At 75.0% G+C, this 20,047-nt stretch carries 18 protein-coding genes and 1 tRNA gene; 13 read left to right on the top strand and 6 right to left on the bottom strand.

The features are described 5' to 3' along the window. Positions 1–108: 108 nt before the first annotated feature. A complete protein-coding gene (locus IU369_RS10460) occupies positions 109–2,373 on the top strand; it encodes an MMPL family transporter (protein WP_217920923.1) in 2,265 nt (754 codons plus the stop codon). A gap of 454 nt (positions 2,374–2,827) precedes the next feature. On the opposite strand, the gene IU369_RS10455 is transcribed toward IU369_RS10460, so the two are convergent. Beyond that, the gene (locus tag IU369_RS10455) at positions 2,828–3,631 is read right to left on the bottom strand and encodes a mechanosensitive ion channel family protein (RefSeq protein ID WP_217920922.1); all 804 of its coding nucleotides are present in this window, start codon (positions 3,629–3,631) and stop codon (positions 2,828–2,830) included. A gap of 204 nt (positions 3,632–3,835) precedes the next feature. On the opposite strand from IU369_RS10455, the gene IU369_RS10450 reads away from it, so the two are divergent. Continuing rightward, a complete protein-coding gene (locus IU369_RS10450; RefSeq protein WP_217920921.1) occupies positions 3,836–5,281 on the top strand; it encodes a PP2C family protein-serine/threonine phosphatase in 1,446 nt (481 codons plus the stop codon). Between the two features lie 99 nt (positions 5,282–5,380). Further along, entirely contained in the window at positions 5,381–6,121 is a 741-nt protein-coding gene (locus IU369_RS10445; RefSeq protein WP_217920920.1) for an ATP-binding protein, read from the top strand. A 54-nt stretch (positions 6,122–6,175) separates the two neighbouring features. Here the strand turns inward: IU369_RS10445 and IU369_RS10440 are convergent, their stop codons facing one another. Further along, a complete protein-coding gene (locus IU369_RS10440) occupies positions 6,176–6,430 on the bottom strand; it encodes a hypothetical protein (RefSeq protein WP_217920919.1) in 255 nt (84 codons plus the stop codon). Continuing rightward, positions 6,427–7,008, bottom strand: coding sequence for a hypothetical protein (locus IU369_RS23595; protein WP_217920918.1), 582 nt, complete (start codon positions 7,006–7,008; stop codon positions 6,427–6,429). Before IU369_RS23595 ends, IU369_RS10440 begins: the two co-directional genes overlap by 4 nt. A 366-nt stretch (positions 7,009–7,374) precedes the next feature. On the opposite strand from IU369_RS23595, the gene IU369_RS10430 reads away from it, so the two are divergent. After that, on the top strand, positions 7,375–8,103 hold the full coding sequence (locus IU369_RS10430; protein WP_217920917.1) for a GAF and ANTAR domain-containing protein: 729 nt from the start codon (positions 7,375–7,377) through the stop codon (positions 8,101–8,103). 117 nt (positions 8,104–8,220) lie between these two features. Here the strand turns inward: IU369_RS10430 and IU369_RS10425 are convergent. From IU369_RS10425 to IU369_RS23590, 3 genes are all read right to left on the bottom strand, one after another. Beyond that, positions 8,221–8,293 (bottom strand) — tRNA-Arg (locus IU369_RS10425). Between the two features lie 32 nt (positions 8,294–8,325). Next, positions 8,326–8,901 carry an HD domain-containing protein gene (locus tag IU369_RS10420; protein WP_217920916.1) on the bottom strand — a complete coding sequence of 192 codons (576 nt, stop codon included), beginning with the start codon at positions 8,899–8,901 and terminating at the stop codon, positions 8,326–8,328. Next, the gene (locus IU369_RS23590) at positions 8,901–9,581 is read right to left on the bottom strand and encodes a TetR/AcrR family transcriptional regulator (protein ID WP_217920915.1); all 681 of its coding nucleotides are present in this window, start codon (positions 9,579–9,581) and stop codon (positions 8,901–8,903) included. The genes IU369_RS10420 and IU369_RS23590 overlap by 1 nt, the downstream gene beginning before the upstream one ends. Positions 9,582–9,643: 62 nt before the next feature. Between IU369_RS23590 and IU369_RS10410 the strand changes: the two genes are divergently transcribed. From IU369_RS10410 to carB, 9 genes are all read left to right on the top strand, one after another. Then, positions 9,644–10,522, top strand: coding sequence for a class I SAM-dependent methyltransferase (locus tag IU369_RS10410; RefSeq protein ID WP_217920914.1), 879 nt, complete (start codon positions 9,644–9,646; stop codon positions 10,520–10,522). A gap of 35 nt (positions 10,523–10,557) precedes the next feature. Continuing rightward, complete coding sequence (locus tag IU369_RS10405) at positions 10,558–11,088, top strand: metallophosphoesterase family protein (RefSeq protein WP_217920913.1); 531 nt, start codon at positions 10,558–10,560, stop codon at positions 11,086–11,088. Positions 11,089–11,127: 39 nt separating this feature from the next. Continuing rightward, entirely contained in the window at positions 11,128–12,180 is a 1,053-nt protein-coding gene (rnz, locus tag IU369_RS10400) for a ribonuclease Z (protein WP_246551489.1), read from the top strand. A gap of 104 nt (positions 12,181–12,284) precedes the next feature. Continuing rightward, positions 12,285–12,842 (top strand): bifunctional pyr operon transcriptional regulator/uracil phosphoribosyltransferase PyrR, encoded by a 558-nt coding sequence (gene pyrR / locus IU369_RS10395; RefSeq protein ID WP_217920911.1) that lies wholly within the window; start codon positions 12,285–12,287, stop codon positions 12,840–12,842. Beyond that, positions 12,839–13,795: an aspartate carbamoyltransferase catalytic subunit gene (locus IU369_RS10390; protein ID WP_217920910.1), complete on the top strand. Its 957-nt coding sequence runs from the start codon at positions 12,839–12,841 to the stop codon at positions 13,793–13,795. Before pyrR ends, IU369_RS10390 begins: the two co-directional genes overlap by 4 nt. Continuing rightward, positions 13,795–15,093: a dihydroorotase gene (locus IU369_RS10385; protein WP_217920909.1), complete on the top strand. Its 1,299-nt coding sequence runs from the start codon at positions 13,795–13,797 to the stop codon at positions 15,091–15,093. The genes IU369_RS10390 and IU369_RS10385 overlap by 1 nt, the downstream gene beginning before the upstream one ends. Further along, complete coding sequence (locus IU369_RS10380; protein ID WP_217920908.1) at positions 15,081–15,656, top strand: isochorismatase family protein; 576 nt, start codon at positions 15,081–15,083, stop codon at positions 15,654–15,656. The genes IU369_RS10385 and IU369_RS10380 overlap by 13 nt, the downstream gene beginning before the upstream one ends. Then, positions 15,653–16,720: a glutamine-hydrolyzing carbamoyl-phosphate synthase small subunit gene (carA, locus tag IU369_RS10375; protein ID WP_217920907.1), complete on the top strand. Its 1,068-nt coding sequence runs from the start codon at positions 15,653–15,655 to the stop codon at positions 16,718–16,720. Before IU369_RS10380 ends, carA begins: the two co-directional genes overlap by 4 nt. Beyond that, positions 16,720–19,944 (top strand): carbamoyl-phosphate synthase large subunit, encoded by a 3,225-nt coding sequence (gene carB / locus IU369_RS10370; RefSeq protein WP_217920906.1) that lies wholly within the window; start codon positions 16,720–16,722, stop codon positions 19,942–19,944. Before carA ends, carB begins: the two co-directional genes overlap by 1 nt. Positions 19,945–20,047 lie beyond the last annotated feature (103 nt).

The following is a 20,047-nucleotide window of genomic DNA, read 5'->3' as shown; positions in this document are numbered from 1 at the left end:
GATGGTCCGGCGCCGGCGGGGAGATCCCTCTCGTCGGGCGGCGCGGACGTCGCGAGCTGCGGTCCACGGGGCCGCGTCGGACGCGCCCACGAACGGGGAGGACGGAAGGTGTCAGGGCTTCGCGAGCACGAGCGCACGTCGACGGGGGCCCTCGCGCGCCTGGCCCGCTGGTTCGCCTACAACCCGTGGAAGACGGTCCTCGGCTGGCTCGGCATCATCGTCGTGCTGATCGCGCTCGTCGCGACGGTGGGCGGGTCGCTGCGGGACGAGTTCGACATCCCCGGGTCCGACACCCAGAAGGCGACGGACCTGATCGAGACCGAGTTCGCCGCCGAGCAGGGCGGCGTCCTGAACGTCGTGTTCGCGGCGCCCGAGGGCGAGCGGCTCGACACGCCCGAGCGCCGCGCGGCGATCGAGGCGGCCGTCGCGGAGGCGCGCACCCGGTTCGCGCCGGCGTCGGACACGCCCGTCGACGGCGAGGCCGGGCTGGTCGACGTGAAGGACCCGCTCGACCCGGCGACCGTGTCGCAGGACGGGCGCATCGCCTACGCCGAGGCGCAGTTCGACCAGACCATCGAGGAGGCCGACCGCGACCGGGTCGTGGAGGTCCAGGACTTCTTCCGCGAGGCCGTCGCCCCGGTGGGGGTGACCGTCGAGTACAACGGCGACGCCGAATTCCCGCCGATCGAGCAGGGCTCCGCGGAGCTGCTCGGCCTGCTCGCGGCGATCATCGTGCTGCTCGTCGTCTTCCGGACGCTCGTCGCGATGATCATCCCCATCGCGCTCGCGATCGTGGCGCTCGCCACGGCGTTCCTGCTGCTGTTCATCATGGCCGGCCTGACCGACGTCAACACGGTCACGCCGATCCTGGTCTCGATGATCGGCCTCGGCGTCGGCATCGACTACTCGTTGTTCATCGTGACGCGCTTCCGCGAGCTGCTGCACGCGGGGCTCTCGCCACGCGACGCGGCGGCCGAGGCCGGGGCGTCCGCGGGGCGCGCCGTGATCTTCGCGGGCGTCACCGTCGCGATCTCCGTCACGGGCCTCGCGCTCATCGGGCTGAAGTTCGTCACGATCCTCGGCTTCGGCAGCGCCCTCGGCGTCCTCACGACGGTCCTGATCGCGAACTCCCTGCTGCTGTCGGTGCTGTCGCTGCTCGGTACGAAGGTCGACCGTCTGAAGGTGCCCTTCCTGAAGCAGCTCGACGACTCGGAGGAGGGGCGCGAGAAGACGTTCATCGCGCGCTACGGCCGGTTCGTCTGCGCCCACGCGAAGATCATCTTCCCGGGGGTCCTGCTGCTGATCCTCGTCCTCGCATCGACGTCGTCCCTGGTGCGCCTGGGCGCCGCCGACCAGGGCACCCAGCCCGACGAGCAGACGAGCCGGCGCGCGTACGACCTGCTGGCGGAGGGCTTCGGTCGCGGCTTCAACGGCCCCATCCCCGTCGTGATCGACGTGAACGGCGACCCCGGGGCCCCCCAGAGGATCGCCGACGGGCTCGATGGCGTCGAGGACGTCGCCCGCGTCGGCGAGCCGGTCTTCAACGACGACCGCACGGTCGCGATCGTGTTCGTGACGCCGGAGTCGGCTCCGCAGGACGAGGCGACCGACGACCTCGTCGACCGCATCCGCGACGAGGTGGTGCCGCAGGCCGTCGCCGGGGGTGACGCCGCGGCCTACGTCAGCGGTCAGACGGCGGCGTTCAAGGACATCGCCGAGCAGATCTTCCAGCGGATGCCGTACTTCCTGCTCTACATCGTCGGCATCACGTTCCTCGTGCTGGCGATGGCGTTCCGATCGGCCGTGATCGCCCTCACCGCGGCGATCACGACGATCCTGTCGGCCTTCGTCGGGTTCGGCGTCCTGACCCTGGTGGTGCAGGAGGGCTACCTCCTGGGCCTCACCGGTCTCGACGTGACCGGCCCGATCGAGACGTTCGTGCCGCCGATCGCGTTCGCGATCCTGTTCGGGCTCTCGATGGACTACATGGTGTTCCTGATGAGCCGGATCACGGAGAACCACGTCCACGGGTACAGCACCCGGGCGGCGGTGGAGCACGGCATCGCGGCGATCGGCCGCGTCATCGTGGCGGCCGCGATCATCATGGGCACCGTCTTCGCGGCGTTCATCCTGAGCGCGGACCGCATCCCGAAGGAGTTCGGGCTCCTGCTGGCCGTGGCGATCCTGGTGGACGCCCTGCTGGTGCGGATGACGCTCGTCCCGGCGTTGCTGACGCTGCTCGGCGAGAAGTCGTGGTACATCCCGCGCTGGCTCGAGCGGGTCCTCCCGAACCTCACGATCGAGCCGCCGCACGACGGCGTCGGCCGTCGCGTCCCGGACGAGGTGGCGACCCGGGAGGCCGGCCCCGCCTGACGCCGGGGGGTGGGGTGGGTCCGTCCGGACCCACCCCACCGCCCCCGACGCCCGTCCGGGTGCCGTCGGCCAGCCGAACCGGATGGCGTACCCGGCGCCCTGGCGGACCCTCGTCGCGTCCTCCCGGGTCGCGGGTCGCAGGCGCCCGTACACGGTCTCCCGGTAGGAGGCGCGGGCCCACGGCCCAGCGGTGAAGGGGAGCGCCCGCCCGTGGGCGAGCCGGACCACGTCGGGGTCGTCCTCGACGACCGCGGAACGGTCAGGGCCGCCTCCGGCTGGCCCGTCGTCCTCGCCGGAGCCGCCGTCGCGGGTTCGCGATGACGGCGATGGCGACGATGGGGTCTCCTCCGTCGGATGTCGTCGTGCGGGCCCCGCGATGCGGGCCCGTGCGGCCCGGCCCCCGGTCGGGGGCCGGGCCGGGCGGTGCGCCCGGACGCCGCCCGGGGCGCGGCGGTCAGGCGGAGCCCAGCGCGGGGCCGGAGCCGCCGCCCTCGACCTCGGACCGCTTCTCGTCGACCTTCTGCCGGGCCTCGCCGGTGCGCTCGGCGGCGCGGTCCTTCGCGAGGGCGAGCTCCTCCCTGGCCTGCGGCATGGCCTGCTGGCCCTTCTCGTAGGCCCCGTCCAGCAGCCGCTGGGCGGCGTTGCGACCGCCGAGGCCGAAGGCCAGGGCCACGGCGAGCACGATGCCGCCGAGCACGATGTAGAACATCCCGACGACGATCTGGGTGGCGATCTCGAGCTGCACCAGCGCCATGAAGACGGCGACCGTCAGGACGAGCACCGGGACGATGCTCGCGGCGATCTTGCCGAGGGCCGTGTCGCCCATGAGCTTGGTGATGGCGCCGCCCACGATGCCGGCGATCGCGATCGCGACGACCAGGATGACGATGGCCGCGACGACGTTGGGCAGGTAGCCCACGATCGAGGCGATCGCGTTGTCGAGGGCCTCGATCCCGAGGGTGGACAGTGCGAGCAGCACGCCGGTCAGCAGCACGAACCAGAAGCCGATGGTGGCGATCACCGTGCTGGGGGTGAACCCCGAGGCGTACTGGGTGACGTAATCACCGTACCTGCCGGACCTCACCGCGCGGTCGATCCCGGCGCTGGAGAGGGCCTTCGCGATGACCTTCCGGACGATCCGGGCGACCACGTAGAAGATGAGCAGGATGACGAGTGCGCCGATGAGGCGCGGCAGCCACGTGAAGAGCTCGTCGCTGAAGTTCTGGAAGCTGTCGCCGATGTCGAGGGCGAGGATCACTCGGTGCCTCCCGTGTGGATTGGGGCCGGCGGGCGTCGTCCCCCCGGCCGGTCGATGTCGTTCGGGAGCGCTGCCTACCCGGGGCCGGTACGGCGAACCGGGGCGGGGCCCCGGCACCCGAAATGCGCCACGACGGTGACCGAACGTGTGTCAGATCGCACGCCCGGGGGCGACGGCCGCGCGGCGTTCCGACAGGCTGTCGCCGTGACCGAGGACGTCCCACCCACGTCCGCCGGCGGCCCGGACGCCTCCGAGCCCCGGAGGGCCGACGCGGTGCGCAGCCGCGAGCGGATCCTCGCGGCCGCCGGGCGCCTGCTGGGGCAGTCGCCGGGGGCGACCGTCGGGGACATCGCCGCCGCGGCGGGCACGTCGCGGACGACGGTGTACCGCCACTTCGGTGACCGCGACGGGGTGGTCGCGGCGGTGTCCGAGCGGCGCCGCAGCCCGAGGCCGGCGGCGGGCGCGGGGCACCTGCCGGCCGGCCGCCTCGGGCGGACCGGGCCCGTGGTGCTCGACGCCATCCACGTCATGGACGCCGTGCCGCCCGCGCAGCTCCCCGGTCAGCTGGTCGCGGAGGCGGCCCGCATCGCCGGGGTCCCCGTCGCCCTCTACGTGCTCGACATCGACGGCACGTACCTCCTGCGGGTCGCGGGCCCGCGACGCCTGCCGGACCTGCTCGAGGCCCCGCTCGCCGTCGGCCCCGAGCTCGACGTGGAGGCGCTGCAGCACCTCCACGCGCACCTCGAGACGCATCCCGAGCCGGCTCACGTCGTCCCCCTCTGGCTGCGCGGGCGCGCGATCGGGGTGATGATCGCGTTCGGCCGGCCGGCGCAGCCCCTCGACGACATGGCCCGCCAGGCGGCCGCCGCGATCACGCTCGCCGACCGCTACACCGACGTCTTCGCGCAGGCGCAGCGGCGCAAGCGCCCGGTGGCGGCGGCCGAGATCCAGCAGAGCCTGCTGCCGCCCCGGATCTCCCAGGTCACGGGCGGGGAGGTCGCCGGCAACGTCCTGCCGAGCTACGAGGTCGCCGGCGACTGGTTCGACATCGTCGAGAACCCCGACGGGTTGTGGATCACCATCGCCGACGGACTCGGCGGCACGACCCGCGCAGCGGCCAGCAGCGCGGTCGCGCTCGGCGCGCTCCGTGCGAGCCGCCGCAGCGGCGCCGACGTCCCCGAGGCCCTGATCGCGATGCACCAGACGCTCCGCGAGATGCCGGGACCCCACATGGAGATGACGGCGCTCGGGGTCCACTGGAACGCGTCGACGTCCGTCCTGCGGATGGTCGACTGCGGCCACGTCCCGCCGGTGATCCTCCGGGCGCACGGAACCGTCGAGCGGGTGCGGTTCCCCGGGGGGCGGGGCCTCGGGGGTCGCGCGGGGCCGGCTCCGTCGCAGGTCGTGTCGTCGCTGGGGCCGGGGGACCGCCTGGTCATGGTGTCCGACGGGATCGTGAGGTCCGGGCCCGACCAGGTGGGGCTCGGGATGGACGCGGTCGTCTCCGCCGCCCGGCGGTCACGCGACCGGAGCGCCTCCTCGACGGTCCGGCACATCCACGCCGCGGTCCTCCGGGCGAGCCCCGACGGGCTCGACGACGACGCGACGGCGGTGTGCCTGGCCGTGGCGCCGGAGCCCGCCGGCGCGTGACCCCGGTTGCGGCCGTGTGATTCGGCGGCGGCCGTTCGGGGCACCAGTGACCGGAACGCTGCCCGAGACCCCGGCGGCTCCCGCGACGAGGGGACCACGGTGGGGATCACAGGGGTGCGGGACGACCGGGTGGCCGACGGTGCCACCGCCGCCGGCGAGGTCGCATGGGCCGGACGTACCGCGGAGGTCGTGGACCGCGAACGCTGTCAGGCCCTCCTCCTCACGCGGAGCCGGCCGGGCGCCGAGCGGTGTGGCCACCCCGCCGTGGCGCGGGTCCGGGGCACGCACCGGCGCACGGTGGACGTCTGCGCGCTCCACGCGCGGATCGCGGGCGACCGGCCCCGGTTCGTCGCCGAGTGGGCCCGCCACCACGACGCGGTCCGCGGCCGGGCGACCGCCGCCGCCGGGGTCCCGGGCGGCGACCACCTGCGGGTCCTCGCCGACGCCGGGACCCTGTCCTCCGTCCGCCGGGTGCTCACCGGGCTGCTGGCGCGGGCGCGGTGCGACGACGAGACGTGCGCCCGCATCATCCTGGCGGTGACGGAGGCCGTGGCGAACGCCGTCGAGCACGGCTCCCCGGAGGGCGGGCGCGTCCTGGTGGGCCTCCGCGTCGACGGCGACCGGGCGCGGGTGTCGGTGAGCGACGAGGGCCGCCTCGGGGCGACGTTGCCGCTGGGGTCCCCGACGGCCCCGTCGCCGGGACGGTCGCGTGGCCGGGGACGGCTCGTGATGTGCGCCCTGACGGACCGCATCGGGGTCGCGTCCGACGGCGGGGGCACCACGGTCACAATGGACTTCGCGTTCCCCCCGGGGTCGGTAGACGGGCACCCGCCGGGGTGATCCCCGCCCCGGCGGCCCGCACCCACGGCGCGGGCGCCGGGGGTGCGGTGGTCCCTACCCGAGCTTCTCGATGAGGACGGAGGCGTTGGAGTTCGCCTCGGTGCCGCCCGCGAGGGTCTGGAGGGTGACAGCGGCGGAGGAGGTGTGGTTCCTCACCGTGAGCACGTCGCCGGCGCCGGCGATCACGATGACCCGGCCGGTCGAGGGCTGCGTCCCGGCGCCGGACCCGTGGATCGAGCCGGGGACGAGGGCGCCGTTCTGGAAGAGCGCCATCTGGTTCGGCTCGACGCCGGCGACGGAGAACGTCACCGCGTACGTGCCGGCGGTGACGAGGGTGATCCCGGGTCCCCCGGGGCGTGGGTGATGCCGGGCGTCATGACGCCGTTGGCGTCGAGGGGCACGTCGGCCTCCAGCGCGATGACCGCGCCGCCGGTGTTGTAGACGTAGGCGTACTCGGCGAGCCCGTTCAGGCCGGCGGGCCCGGTCGCGCCGGCGGGTCCGGTGGGGCCGGCCACGCCCGTCGCGCCGACGGGGCCCGGAGCGCCGGTCGCGCCGGTGGCGCCCGTCGTACCGGTGGCGCCGTCCGCGCCGGCGGGACCGACGGGCCCGGCGACGCCGCGGCGCCCGGTGGCGCCGACCTTCCCACGGGCGCCGGTCGCGCCGGCGACGCCCCGCAGGCCGCGGGCCCGGGGGGCGCGGCAGACGGCCGGGAGGGGGACGCACTTGCCGGCGGCCTGCGCCTCGATGCTCCCGGCGAACGCGGGTGGCGCGCAGTCGCGCGGGGGTGACGACGTCGCCGCGGAGGCGGAGCCGGTCATGGCGGACAGGCCGAGCGCGGCGACGGCCGCGCACAGCAGGAGTCCGCGTGCCGGCAGATGGGGACGCATGGGGAACCTTCCCGACCCCTGCGCGTCGGCGCGGGGTCATGCGATCGTCCGGGGAGGAGGCCGGTGACGGCCCAGTCGGCCCGGCGGGCCGGTTCAGGTGGACGATCCTCACCCGCCCATCGGCACGTGGGAGCGATCCCGCGATCCCCCGGGTCGGGGGACGCCGGAGCCGGTGCGGGGCCGTGCGGCGGGGGACCGTCACCGGCCGCGCCCTCCGGGCGGGCTGGTAGCGTCGCGGCTGACGCCCGGACGGAGGTTCCGTCACGGGCGCCCCGCCCCAGACCCGGCGGCCATGCATCGTCGCGCGGGCCGGAGGTGACGGGTGGTCGGACATCGTCCGGGAGCACGGCGGTGGGGGGAGCGCCCGTGAGCCGGGAGGAGCGCCTGGCGAGGACGCTGGTCGAGCTCGCCGACAACCTCGTCGACGACTTCGACGTCGTCGACCTCACCACACGCCTGACCGAGAGCTCGGTCGACCTGCTCGACGCGTCCGCCGCGGGCCTGCTGCTCGTGAACGGCCACGGCGACCTCGTGCTGATGGCGGCGACGAACGAGGCCACCGAGGCGATGGAGCTCTTCCAGGTGCAGAACGACGAGGGGCCCTGCCGCGACTGCGTCCGGACGGGTGCCCCCGTCAACGTCGCGAACCTCGCCGACCACGCCGACCGCTGGCCGGCGTTCGCGCCCGTCGCCCTCCGCGCCGGGTACCACGCCGCCCACGCGGTGCCCCTGCGGCTCCGCGACCAGGTCCTCGGCACCCTCAACCTGTTCCGCACCGAGCCCGTGATGCTCACGCGGTCCGACATCGCGATCGCACAGGCCCTCGCGGACGTCGCGACGATCGCCCTGCTGCAGCGACGCGCGACGAACGAGCTCCACGTGGTCACCGACCAGCTGGAGGACGCCCTCCGCAGCCGGATCGTGATCGAGCAGGCGAAGGGCATCCTCGCCCAGACCGCGGGCATCGGGGTCGACCATGCCTTCGGCCGCATGCGCCGCTACGCCCGGGGCCGGAGCCGGCGCATCGGCGACGTCGCCGGGGAGGTCGTCGCGGGGACGCTCGGGAGCGACGTGGTCCTGGGGCCCCGGCGCTGACCCCGTCCGCGGGCGAGGGTGGCGTCGCGTACGGCGGGCGGGCGGTCCTCGGCGCGGTCACGGACCGGCGGGACGCGGAGACGCCGAGACCCCCTGGGAATGGGGGATCCCGGCGAGTGCGCGCGGCAGGATTCGAACCTGCGACTTCTGGCTCCGGAGGCCAGCGCTCTATCCACTGAGCTACGCGCGCCCGGCCGACAGCATAGGGCACCGCCCCGCCGGTCAGTCGGCGGCGGCCCCGGTCGGCAGGCCGAGGTCGCCGGCGATCGGCTGGAGCGCCGCGACGACGTTGGCGATGTGGACGTCGAGCTCCAGGCCCAGCAGCTCCGCCCCCGCGACCACCTCGTCGCGGTGGACACCGGCGGCGAACGACGGCTGCTTCAGCTTCTTGCGCACCGACCTCGGGGTGAGGCCCTCGAGGCCGGTGGGCCGCACCAGGCCGCAGGCGTGGACGAAGCCCGAGAGCTCGTCGCAGGCGAAGAGGGTCCGTTTCAACGGCGTGTCGCGGGGGATCGCCAGGTGCTCGGCGTGGGAGAGCACCGCCTCGACGAGCTCCTCCGGCCACCCCTCGTCGCGGAGGATCGGGGCGCCGTCCTGGGGGTGCTGGTCGAGCGTGGGGTGCATCTCGTAGTCGAAGTCGTGGAGGAGGGCGGTGCAGCCCCAGAACTCCTCGTCCTCGCCGGCGGCACGCGCGTACCAGCGCACCGACGCCTCCACGGCGAGGGCGTGGCGCAGCAGCGACTCGCCCGTCGTGTACCGCGTCAGCGTCGCCCAGGCGTTCTCGCGGGTGACCTCCATCACCGGGACGATACCGGTGCGCCCGCCGGGTCCCCGAGCAGCTCGCGCCGGAGGGCCCCGGCGAGCCACGTCTCGTAGCGGCGGGGCGTCCACCCCCGTGCGACGACGAGGAGCTGCCACACGTCGGGATGGGTGAGCGTCCAGAGCAGGTCCGTCGCGGTCGCCCGGTCGAGGCCCGGCGCGAGTGCGCCCCCCTCGTCGAAGGTCGCGGCGACCCCGCCGAGCAGCCCGTGGAACTCCGTGCCGATGCGCCCCCACAGGGCGGCCGCGTCAGGGTCGGCGGCGGCCGCCGAGCGGATGACCTCCAGCAGCGTCCCGGCCCGCTCCTTGACCTCGCGCGACACCGCCGCCATCGCGTCCAGCCGGCGCCTCGCGTCCGGTTCGGCGAGCAGGGCGCGGTACCAGGGGCGCTCGCCCATGGGCGTGCCCTCGTCGTCGCCCCGCAGGCGCAGGTGCCAGAGGGCCCGCAGCACGCCGCTCTTGCCGGTGAACGCGACGTAGACGGTCCGTGGGGCGACCCCCGCCTCGGAGGCGATCGCCGCCATCGTCGTCGCGGTGTAGCCCCGCGCGGCGAACAGGCGCTCCGCCGCGAGCAGGATCTCGCGCCGGGTCGCCGCCGCCTGTGCGCGACGACGGGGGGACTCGTAGCGCCGGCGGGGGTTGACGGGATCGGGGGGCATTCCGGTAGTGTCGCACGACATTCGTTGCATCAGTGATGTCATGGAATGGGGGAGGGGCGGCGATGGCGACCGGGACGCGGGCGACGACGGCCGGGGGCGGGGCGATGCGCACCCACCTGCACGGGATGTGGGACGCCGTCGCCGGTGGCTGGCGCGACCACGCCGGGTACGCCGACGACCGCGCCGCGGGCGTGACCGCGGAGATGCTCGCGCGCACCGCCCCGGCGCCGGGGGAGCACGTGATCGACCTCGCGTGCGGGCCCGGCGGGGCCGGGATCGCGGCGGCCCACCGCGTGGGGTCGACCGGCCGGGTCGTGCTGTCGGACGTCTCGCCGGCGATGGTCGCGGTGGCCCGCGGCCGCGCCGCGGCCGCGGGGCTCGTGCAGGTCGAGGCGGCCGTCCGCGACCTCGAGGCGATCGCCGACCCCGACGGGACCTACGACGTGGCGCTCTGCCGCGAGGGACTGATGTTCGTCCCCGACCCGCCGCGTGCCACCGGCGAGATCCTCCGGGTCCTGCGTCCCGGCGGACGCCTGGCGCTGGCGGTCTGGGGACCCCGCGACCGCAACCCGTGGCTCGGCCTCGTGTTCGACGCGGTGGCCGCCGAGCTCGGCCGGCCGGTCCCCCCGCCCGGGGTGCCCGGCCCGTTCGCGCTGTCCGACGCCGCGGCGCTGGCGCGCCTTCTCACCGCCGCGGGGGTCGCGGACGTCGTCATCGACGCGCATCCCGCACCCCTGCGGGCGGCCTCGGTGGGGGAGTGGTGGGACCGCACGATCGCGCTCGCGGGACCGCTCGCCGTGATCGTCGCGGACCTGCCGCCCGCCGCCGCCGCACGTCTGCGTGACCGCGCCGCCGCGGCGGTCGCCCCGTACGCGTCCCCGGACGGACTGGAGATGCCGGGCGTGACGCTCGTCGCGTCGGGACGCCGCCCCGCCCTCTGACGCCGCGGATGCCCCCGTCGGGCATCATCGGCCCCGTGCGCATCGCCGTGATCTCCGACACCCACATGCCCCGGCGTGCCGGGATCCCCGGGGCCTGCCTCGACCGCCTCCGGGCCGCCGACGCGATCGTCCACGCCGGGGACTGGTCCGACGCCGCGACGCTCGCCGTCCTCCGGTCGCTCGGGCCCCCGCTCGTCGCCGTCCACGGCAACGTCGAGGACCGGGAGGTCCGTGCCGCCCTGCCGCCGACGGCCGAGCTCGCCGCCGCCGGCGTCCGCATCGGCGTGATCCACGACGCCGGGCCGGAGGCGGGCCGCCTCGCGCGGATGCGCCGGCGCTTCCCCGGCACCGCCGGCGTCGTGTTCGGCCACTCCCACATCCCGTTGCACCAGGTCGCCGACGACGGCTTCTTCATCCTCAACCCCGGCAGCCCCACCGACCGGCGCCGGTCCCCGCACCACACGATGGCGGAGGTCGAGGTCACCGCGGACGCGCCGCCGCGCGTCGCCTTCTGGCGGCTCGACGACCCCGCCGGGCCGCTCGACCCGGGGCTCGTCCGCCGCTGAGGGCGCCGGCGCCGCGGCGACTAGGATCGCGGCGTGGACATGTTCATCACCTTCGCCGGCACCGCGGCCTCCGTGCCCACCGCCGCACGCGGCACCGCCGCCACCCTGCTGTCGCGCGGGGGGGAGCGGTGGCTCGTCGACTGCGGGGAGGGCACCCAGCGCCAGCTGCTGCGCTCCGGCCTCGGCCTCGCCGACCTCGACCTCGTGCTGCTCACCCACCTCCACGGCGACCACTACCTCGGGCTGCCGGGCCTCCTGAAGACCTTCGGCCTGCGGGGCCGGGAGCGGCCGCTGCTCGTCATCGGCCCCCGGGGGCTGGTGCGCCTCATGGAGACCCTCGCGCCCGTCATCGGGCGGCTCCCGTACCCGGTCGACATGGAGGAGGTCGGCGGCGGCGGGCCCGAGACGGCGTGGGCGGGCGACGGCTTCCACATCGGGGCGTTCCCGACCCGCCACTCCATCGCCTCCGTCGGGTACGTGCTGGCCGAGGAGGACCGCCCCGGCGCGTTCGACATCGCCGCCGCCCGTGCCCTCGGCGTCCCCGAGGGACCCGCGTTCGGCGTGCTGCAGCGCGGGGGGGAGGTGACGACCCCGGACGGCCGCGTCGTGCGACCCGCGGAGGTGCTCGGCGCCCCCCGCCACGGGCGCGTCGTCGTGCTGAGCGGCGACACCGAGCCGTGCGACGCGACACGCGACGCGGCGCGCGGCGCGTCGGTGCTGGTGCACGAGGCGACGTTCCTCGACGAGGACCGCGCCCGCGCCCGGGAGACCCGCCACACCACCGCCCGCGAGGCCGCCGAGCTCGGCCGCGACGCCGACGTCGCGCTGCTGGTGCTCACGCACCTGTCCAGCCGCTTCGCGCCCCGGGAGGTCCGCGCCGAGGCGACGGCGGTGTTCGACCGGGTGCTCGTCCCGCGCGACTTCGACCAGGTCGAGGTCCCGTTCCCCGAGCGCGGCGCCCCGATCGTCCACCCCGTCCGGACGCGTCGCGACGAGCCCGCCGGCGTGCCCGACGCCGACGACGCCGGTGAGCCGGAGGGGGACGCGCCCCCGGGGCCGGGCCCCCGTGACGGGGCTGTCGGGGCCACCTGATACGGTCCACCACGTTCGACCTTTAAACCGGTCCCGCGAGGCCGAGAAGGAGCGACGATGATCCACCGCAGCGCCCGCGCCCGCACCCCCCTGCGCACCTAGCCATGGCCGACAAGGTCCTGGTCGACGAGGACCAGGTCCGGCGCACGATCGCCCGCATCGCCCACGAGATCGTGGAGCGTCACGGCGACCCGCAGCGCCTGGCCCTGGTGGGGATCCACACGCGCGGCGTCCCGCTCGCCGCGCGACTCGCGGCGTTGATCGGCGAGTTCGCCGGCAGCCGACCCGCGACGGGCACCGTGGACATCGCGCTCTACCGCGACGACGTCGGCCTCGACGGCCGCCGCGGCGCACTCCCCGTCGTCGGGGACACCATCCTCGACTTCGACGTCTCCGAGCGGGCCGTGATCCTCGTGGACGACGTCCTCTTCACCGGACGGACCATCCGCGCCGCGATCGACGCCGTCTTCGACTACGGCCGCCCGCCGATGGTGCAGCTCGCCGTGCTCGTGGACCGCGGGCACCGGGAGCTGCCGATCCGCCCCGACTACGTCGGCAAGAACCTCCCGACGGCCCGGACCGAGCGGATCAGCGTCCACCTGGCGGAGATCGACGGGCGCGACGAGGTGGTGCTGGACTCCGACGGAGGGGGCAGGGCATGACGCGACGCTCGCTGCTGACCATCGGCGACCTCGACCGGGCGGAGGTCGCGCGCATCCTGCGCGTCGGCAACCGGTTCGCCGAGGTCATGACGCGCGACATCAAGAAGGTCCCGACCCTGCGGGGACGGACGATCATCAACATGTTCTTCGAGGCCTCCACGCGGACGTCGACGTCCTTCGAGCTGGCGGGCAAGCGCCTCTCCGCGGACGTCGTGAACGTCAAGGGCTCCGGCTCCAGCGTGGAGAAGGGCGAGACCCTCAAGGACACCGTCATCACGCTGAACTCGTACGCGCCGGACGTGCTCGTCATCCGCCACGCGTCGGTGGGCGCCTGTGCGATGGCCGCCCGCTACACCGACGCCGCGGTCATCAGCGCCGGCGACGGCAAGCACGAGCACCCCACCCAGACCCTGCTCGACCTCTACACCATCGAGCGCGAGGTCGGGCCCCTCGACGGGCTGCACATCGCCTTCGTCGGCGACGTCGCCCACTCGCGGGTCGCCCGGTCGGGCATCCGCGGCTTCCAGATGATGGGCGCGCGGGTGTCACTGATCGCGCCGCCGACCCTCCTGCCCCGCGACGCCGGCGCGGCGCTCGGGGTGGAGACCAGCACGGACGTGCGCGACGTGACCGACGCCGACGTCGTCTACGTCCTGCGCATGCAGCTCGAGCGGATGGGCCCCGGCGGGTTCGTCCCCTCGCTGCGCGAGTACGCCATGACCTACGGGATCAACCACGGGCGCCTGCGACCCGGCCAGCGCGTCATGCACGCCGGGCCGATCAACCGCGGCGTCGAGATCTCCGGTGAGCTGGCGGACGACCCCACGACGCTCATCGAGCGCCAGGCCGCGAACGGGATGGTGGTGAGGATGGCGGTTCTGTACGACCTGCTGGCCGGGCCCTCGGGCAGCCCCGAGCCCGCCGGCGCGCCCATCGGCGCGGTCGCCGTCTAGTGGCGGTCCGACTGGTCCAGAAGCCCGGCCCGGGGGCGTCCCTGGTGATCCGCGGCGCCCGGGTCCTCGACCCGGAGGCGGGGATCGACGAGGTCCGCGACCTCGTCGTCCGCGACGGCGTGATCGGCGGCGACCCCGACGGCCTCGAGGTGGTCGACGCCGGCGGCATGGTCGCCCTCCCCGGGTTCGTCGACCCCCACGTCCACCTCCGCACCCCCGGCCGGGAGGACCTCGAGGACATCGCCACCGGCAGCCTCGCCGGCGCGGCGGGCGGCTTCGTCACCATCATCGCCATGCCCAACACCACCCCGGTTGTCGACAACGCCGCGGTGCTCGGGACGCTGCTGGAGCGCGGGGAGCAGGAGGCGGTCATCCGCGTCGGGTTCCTCGCCGCGATCACGGTGGGGCAGAAGGGGCAGGAGCTCACCGAGCAGGCCGAGATGGCGGCGCTCGGCGCCGCCGGCTTCAGCGACGACGGCCACCCCGTCTCCGACGCCCGCGTGATGCGCCGCGCACTCCAGTACCAGGCCATCACCGGCCTCCCGCTGGTCCTGCACGAGGAGGACGTGAAGCTGTCCGGGCGGGGCGTGATGCACGAGGGCGCCGTCGCGAGCCGCCTCGGCATGGAGGGGATCCCCTCGATCTCCGAGAGCGTCGCCGTCGCCCGCGACGCGGCGCTCGCCGAGTACGAGGACGGGTGGATCCACATCTGCCACGTCTCGGCGATGGAGACGGTCGAGGAGATCCGCCGCGCGAAGGCGCGCGGCATCCGCATCACCGGCGAGGTGACGCCGCACCACCTGGCGCTGACCGACGAGGCCGTCACGTCGCTCGACGCGAGCCGGCACAAGATGAACCCGCCGCTGCGCGAGGAGTCCGACCGGCAGGCGCTGATCGCGGCGCTCGCCGACGGCACCCTCGACTGCGTCGCGACGGACCACGCGCCCCACGACGCCGACGAGAAGGAGGTCCCCTTCGAGGAGGCCCCCTTCGGCATCACGGGGCTCGAGACCGCCTTCGCGGTGTGCAACACCAGCCTCGTCGCGCCCGGGCACATGACGCTCGAGCTGCTGGCGCGGCGCATGAGCGCCGACCCCGCGCGGGCCCTCGGCCTGCCGGTGCCGACGCTCGCCGACGGCGCCGTCGCGGACGTCGCGCTCGTCGATCCGGCGGCGCGCGTCGTCGTCGGCCAGGATGGTTTCCGGAGCAGGTCGCGCAACTCGGCGTGGCTCGGCGAGGAGCTCCTCGGCCGGGTCGCGCTCACGATCGCGGGAGGGCGGATCGCATGGCGGACGTAGAGGTGCGGAGGCACCCGGCGCTGCTGCGCCGGGAGCGCGTAGGGCTCGTGATGGTCGACGTGCAGGAGGCGTTCCGGCCGGTGATCGACGCGTTCGACGCGACGGTCGCGGCCTGCGGGCTCCTGGCCGAGGGGTTCGGCGTGCTCGGGCGGCCGGTGCTGCTGAGCGAGCAGTACCCGAAGGGCCTCGGCCACACCGTCGAGGAGGTCGCCGGCCGGCTGCCGGAGGGCACCGAGCCCGTCGAGAAGCTGCGCTTCTCGGCCTGTGGCGTCGAGGCGTTCGACGCGGCCCTCGCGGCCGCCGACTGCACCGCCTGGGTCGTCGCGGGCATCGAGGCGCACGTCTGCGTCAACCAGACGGTGCTCGACCTGCTCGACCGCGGCTACGAGGTGCACGTCGCGGCCGACGCGACGTCGTCGCGCGCACCCGCCAACAAGGCCCTCGCCCTCGAGCGGATGGCCGTGGCCGGCGCGCACGTCACGAGCTCCGAGATGGCCCTGTTCGAGATGCTGGAGGTCGCCGGCTCCCCCGAGTTCAAGGCGATCTCGAAGCTGGTGCGGTGACCGGCGCGGTCGTGGTCCTGGAGGACGGCCTCGTCCTCCCGGCGCGCGGCGTCGCCGCCCCCGGCACGGCGCTCGGGGAGATGGTCTTCACGACCGGCATGACCGGTTACCAGGAGGCCGTCACCGACCCGTCCTACATGGGGCAGGTCCTCTGCTTCACCGCGCCGATGATCGGCAACTACGGCGCCGGGCCCGGTCACGACGAGAGCGACCGGCCCTGGCCGCCCGGCGTGATCATGGCGCGCGCCGGCGACGGACCCGGCACCGCCGGGCCCGAGGGCTGGTGCAGCTGGCTGCGTGCGCGCGGCGTGGTCGCGGTCGACGACTGCGACACACGCCGCCTGGTGCGGCACCTGCGCGACCGCGGCGCGATGCGCGGCGGCGTCAGCACCGAGCTCGGGGCCGAGGAGCTGCTCGCGCAGGTCCGGGAGCACCCCGTCCTCGACGGCCGCGACCTCGCCTCGCAGGCGGCGTCCGCCCCGCGTCTCCTGGGCGACGACGGCCCGCGGGTCGTCGCCATCGACTGCGGCATGAAGGAGAGCATCGCGGCGGGGCTCGTCGGCGCGGGGTGCCGCCTCGACGTCGTCCCCGCCGGCACGAGCGCGGAGGAGGTGCTGGCCCGCGGCCCCGACGGGGTGTTCGTCTCGAACGGGCCGGGCGACCCGGCGGCCGTCACCCCCGTGATCGGGACGGTCCGCGACCTGCTCGGCCAGGTGCCGGTCTTCGGGATCTGCCTCGGCCACCAGATGCTCGCCCAGGCCCTCGGCCTGCGCACCGAGAAGCTCGCGTTCGGCCACCGCGGCGCCAACCACCCGGTGCGGCGCAGCGACGACGGCCGCGTCGAGATCACCGTCCAGAACCACGGCTACGCCGTCGTCGCCGACGGCCTGCCCGACGGCGTCGAGGTCACCCGCACGAGCCTCTTCGACGGCTCGGTCGAGGGCATCGCCGCGCCGGAGCTGCGGGCGTGGTCGGTGCAGTACCACCCCGAGGCGAGCCCCGGGCCCCGCGACGCCCGGTACATGTTCCGCGAGTTCGTCACCTCGATCGGTGGGGGTTCCTGATGCCGCGCCGCGACGACCTCCACACGATCCTCATCCTCGGCAGCGGCCCGATCGTCATCGGCCAGGCCGGCGAGTTCGACTACTCCGGCACCCAGGGCGCCCGCGCCCTGATGGCCGAGGGCTACCGGGTCGTCCTGGTCAACTCGAACCCGGCCACGATCATGACCGACCCCTCGGTGGCGGACCGCACCTACGTCGAGCCCCTCGACGCCGAGGCCGTCGAGGCCGTCATCGCGATCGAGCGGCCCGACGCGCTGCTGCCGACGCTCGGCGGCCAGACGGCCCTGAACCTCGCGATGGAGCTCTCCGCGAACGGGGTGCTCGAGCGCCACGGCGTCGAGCTGATCGGCGCCGACGTCGCCGCGATCCGCCGCGCCGAGGACCGCGAGGTCTTCCGCGACACCATGGCCGCGGCGGGGCTCGCGGTGCCCGAGAACCGGATCGTCTCGGACGTCGAGGACGGAATGCGTGCCGCCCGTGACCTCGGCCTGCCGGTGATCCTGCGGCCCGCGTACACCCTCGGGGGCGAGGGGGGAGGGGTCGCCCACACGATGGACGAGCTCCGCCCGATGCTCGCGAACGGCATCGCCGCGAGCCCCATCGGCCAGGTGCTCGTCGACCGGTCGCTGATCGGGTGGGCGGAGATCGAGCTCGAGGTCGTCCGCGACTGCGCCGACAACGCGGTGATCGTCTGCTCCATCGAGAACATCGACCCGATGGGCGTCCACACGGGCGACTCGGTGACCGTCGCGCCCGTCATGACGCTCAGCGACCAGGAGCTGCAGTCGCTGCGCGACGCCGCCATCGCCGTCATCCGCGCCGTCGGCGTGGCCACCGGCGGCGCCAACGTGCAGTTCGCCCTGGACCGGGCGACCGGCGAGGTCGTCGTCATCGAGATGAACCCCCGCGTGTCGCGCAGCTCGGCGCTCGCGTCGAAGGCGACCGGCTTCCCGATCGTGAAGATCGCCGCGCGCCTCGCCGTCGGGTACACCCTCGACGAGCTGCCGAACGAGATCACCGGCGTCACCCCGGCGAGCTTCGAGCCGACCCTCGACTACGTCGCCGTGAAGATCCCCCGGTTCGCCTTCGAGAAGGTCCCCGGCGCGTCGACGGAGCTGACGACGCACATGAAGAGCGTCGGCGAGGTCCTCGCGCTCGGCCGCACCTTCGGCCAGGCGTTCGGCAAGGCCATGGCCGGGCGGGAGCTCGACGTGCGGTCCGTCACGCCCGCCGACCTCGACGAGGCGATGGCGCGCCTGCGGGTCCCCTCCGCCGACCGCTACGACGTGCTCTGGTGGGCGCTCCGCCACGGGGCGACCGTCGACGACCTGCACGCCGCGACGCTGATCGACCCGTGGTTCCTCCGGGAGATCGCGCAGGTCGCCGCCGCGGGCACCGCGCTGGAGGGGCGGGACCTCGACGACCTCGGGGCCGACGACCTGCGCGCCGCCCGGCGCGCCGGGCTCGCCGACCGCCACGTCGCCGACGCCACCGGCGCCACCGAGCGCGCCGTCGGCGACCGCCGCCGGTCCCTCGGGGTGCGCCCCACCTACCACGCGGTCGACACCTGCGGCGCCGAGTTCGCGGCGCTGACGCCGTACTACTACGCCGCGTTCGAGAGCGAGACGGAGCTGGCGCGCGACGACCGCCCGTCGATCGTGGTGCTCGGCTCCGGGCCGAACCGCATCGGGCAGGGCATCGAGTTCGACTACTGCTGCGTCCACGCCGCCGAGACCGCACGGGCCCTCGGCTACGCATCGGTGATGGTGAACTGCAACCCCGAGACCGTCTCGACCGACCACGGGGTCAGCGACCGGCTCTACATGGAGCCCGTCACGATCGACTCGGTCCTCGACATCTGCGAGGTCGAGCGCCCCGTCGGCGTCATCGCCCAGCTCGGCGGCCAGACGCCCCTGCGGCTCGCCCGTGGCCTGTCGGAGGCCGGCGTCCCGATCCTCGGCACCTCGCCGGACGCCATCGACCTGGCGGAGGACCGCGGGCGCTTCGGCGACCTGCTCGCCCGGCTCGGCCTGGAGGCGCCGCCGTGGGCGATCGCCCACGACGGCGACGAGGCCCTGCGCGCCGCCGACGAGGTCGGCTACCCCGTGCTGGTGCGCCCGTCGTACGTCCTCGGCGGCCGCGCGATGGCCGTCTGCGACTCCCCCGACGCCCTGCGCGCCTACATCGCCCGGGAGCGTCCCGAGGGCGTGCTGCTGGTCGACCGCTTCCTCGAGAACGCCGTCGAGCTCGACGTCGACGCGCTCGCCGACGGGCGGGACTGCTGGATCGCGGCGGTCATGGAGCACGTCGAGGCCGCCGGGGTCCACTCGGGCGACTCGGCGTGCGTGCTGCCCGCCCAGAGCGCGGGGCCCGGCCTCGTGGCCGAGCTCGAGGAGCAGACCGCCGCCCTCGCGAAGGGGCTCGGCGTGGTCGGCCTGCTGAACGTGCAGTTCGCCGTCCGCGACGGCCGCGTCTTCGTGATCGAGGCGAACCCCCGCGCGTCGCGCACCGTCCCGTTCGTCTCCAAGGCGACCGGCGTCCCCCTGGTGCCCCACGCCGTCCGCCTGATGCTCGGCGGCAGCCTCGGGGACCTCGGCCTGCCGGGTGCCTCGACGCCGCGCCAGGTGGCGGTGAAGGAGGCGGTGCTGCCGTTCTCGCGCTTCCCCGGCGCCGACCCCGTGCTCGGCCCCGAGATGCGGGCGACGGGTGAGGTGATGGGCCTCGGCGGCAGCTTCGCCGAGGCGTTCGCGAAGGCGCAGCGGGGAGCCGGCCAGGCGCTGCCCCGCACGGGCGCCGTCTTCGTCTCCGCCCGCGACTCCGACAAGCCGCGCGCGGTCGCGGTGGCCTCGCGCCTCGCGCGGGCCGGGCTGACCCTGGTCGCGACCTCCGGCACCGCGGCGGCGCTCACCGCGTCCGGCCTGGAGGTGCGGACGGTCCGGAAGATCTCCGAGGGGTCCCCGAACGCGGCGGAGCTGATCGCGGCGGGGGAGATCGCGATGGTGGTCAACACCCCCCGCGGCGGCCAGGGCGCGCGCAGCGACGGCTACGAGATCCGGGCGTCCGCGGTCCGCGCCGGGATCCCCTGCATCACGACGATCGAGGCCGCCGAGGCGGCCGCCGCGGCGGTGGCGTCCGGACCCGGATCGGCGCCCCGCGCCCTCCAGGACGGGGGCCGTCCCGCACGCGCCGGGACGGCCTTCCGACCAGGCTCGCCGGTTGTCTGAGGCTCAACCTGAGGCCGAGATTTCGTAAGGTCTGCGGCCGTGTGAGTTCCCCTGCAACATGCGTGAAAACGACGTAAAACGGCTGCAAAGTGCGCCTTGCGAG

This window comes from Miltoncostaea oceani, assembly GCF_018141545.1.
GTDB lineage: Bacteria > Actinomycetota > Thermoleophilia > Miltoncostaeales > Miltoncostaeaceae > Miltoncostaea > Miltoncostaea oceani.
Note: the sequence above shows the minus strand (reverse complement) of the source record. Positions and strands in the feature narration are given on the sequence as shown.

Bases quoted from the DNA above. Each gene is read 5' to 3' on its own strand.
- IU369_RS23595 (WP_217920918.1), bottom strand. From the start codon at position 7,008: ATGCGTCCCCATCTGCCGGCACGCGGACTCCTGCTGTGCGCGGCCGTC.
- IU369_RS10420 (WP_217920916.1), bottom strand. From the start codon at position 8,901: ATGGAGGTCACCCGCGAGAACGCCTGGGCGACGCTGACGCGGTACACG.
- IU369_RS23590 (WP_217920915.1), bottom strand. From the start codon at position 9,581: ATGCCCCCCGATCCCGTCAACCCCCGCCGGCGCTACGAGTCCCCCCGT.
- IU369_RS10410 (WP_217920914.1), top strand. From the start codon at position 9,644: ATGGCGACCGGGACGCGGGCGACGACGGCCGGGGGCGGGGCGATGCGC.
- rnz (WP_246551489.1), top strand. From the start codon at position 11,128: ATGTTCATCACCTTCGCCGGCACCGCGGCCTCCGTGCCCACCGCCGCA.
- pyrR (WP_217920911.1), top strand. From the start codon at position 12,285: ATGGCCGACAAGGTCCTGGTCGACGAGGACCAGGTCCGGCGCACGATC.
- IU369_RS10390 (WP_217920910.1), top strand. From the start codon at position 12,839: ATGACGCGACGCTCGCTGCTGACCATCGGCGACCTCGACCGGGCGGAG.
- IU369_RS10380 (WP_217920908.1), top strand. From the start codon at position 15,081: ATGGCGGACGTAGAGGTGCGGAGGCACCCGGCGCTGCTGCGCCGGGAG.
- carB (WP_217920906.1), top strand. From the start codon at position 16,720: ATGCCGCGCCGCGACGACCTCCACACGATCCTCATCCTCGGCAGCGGC.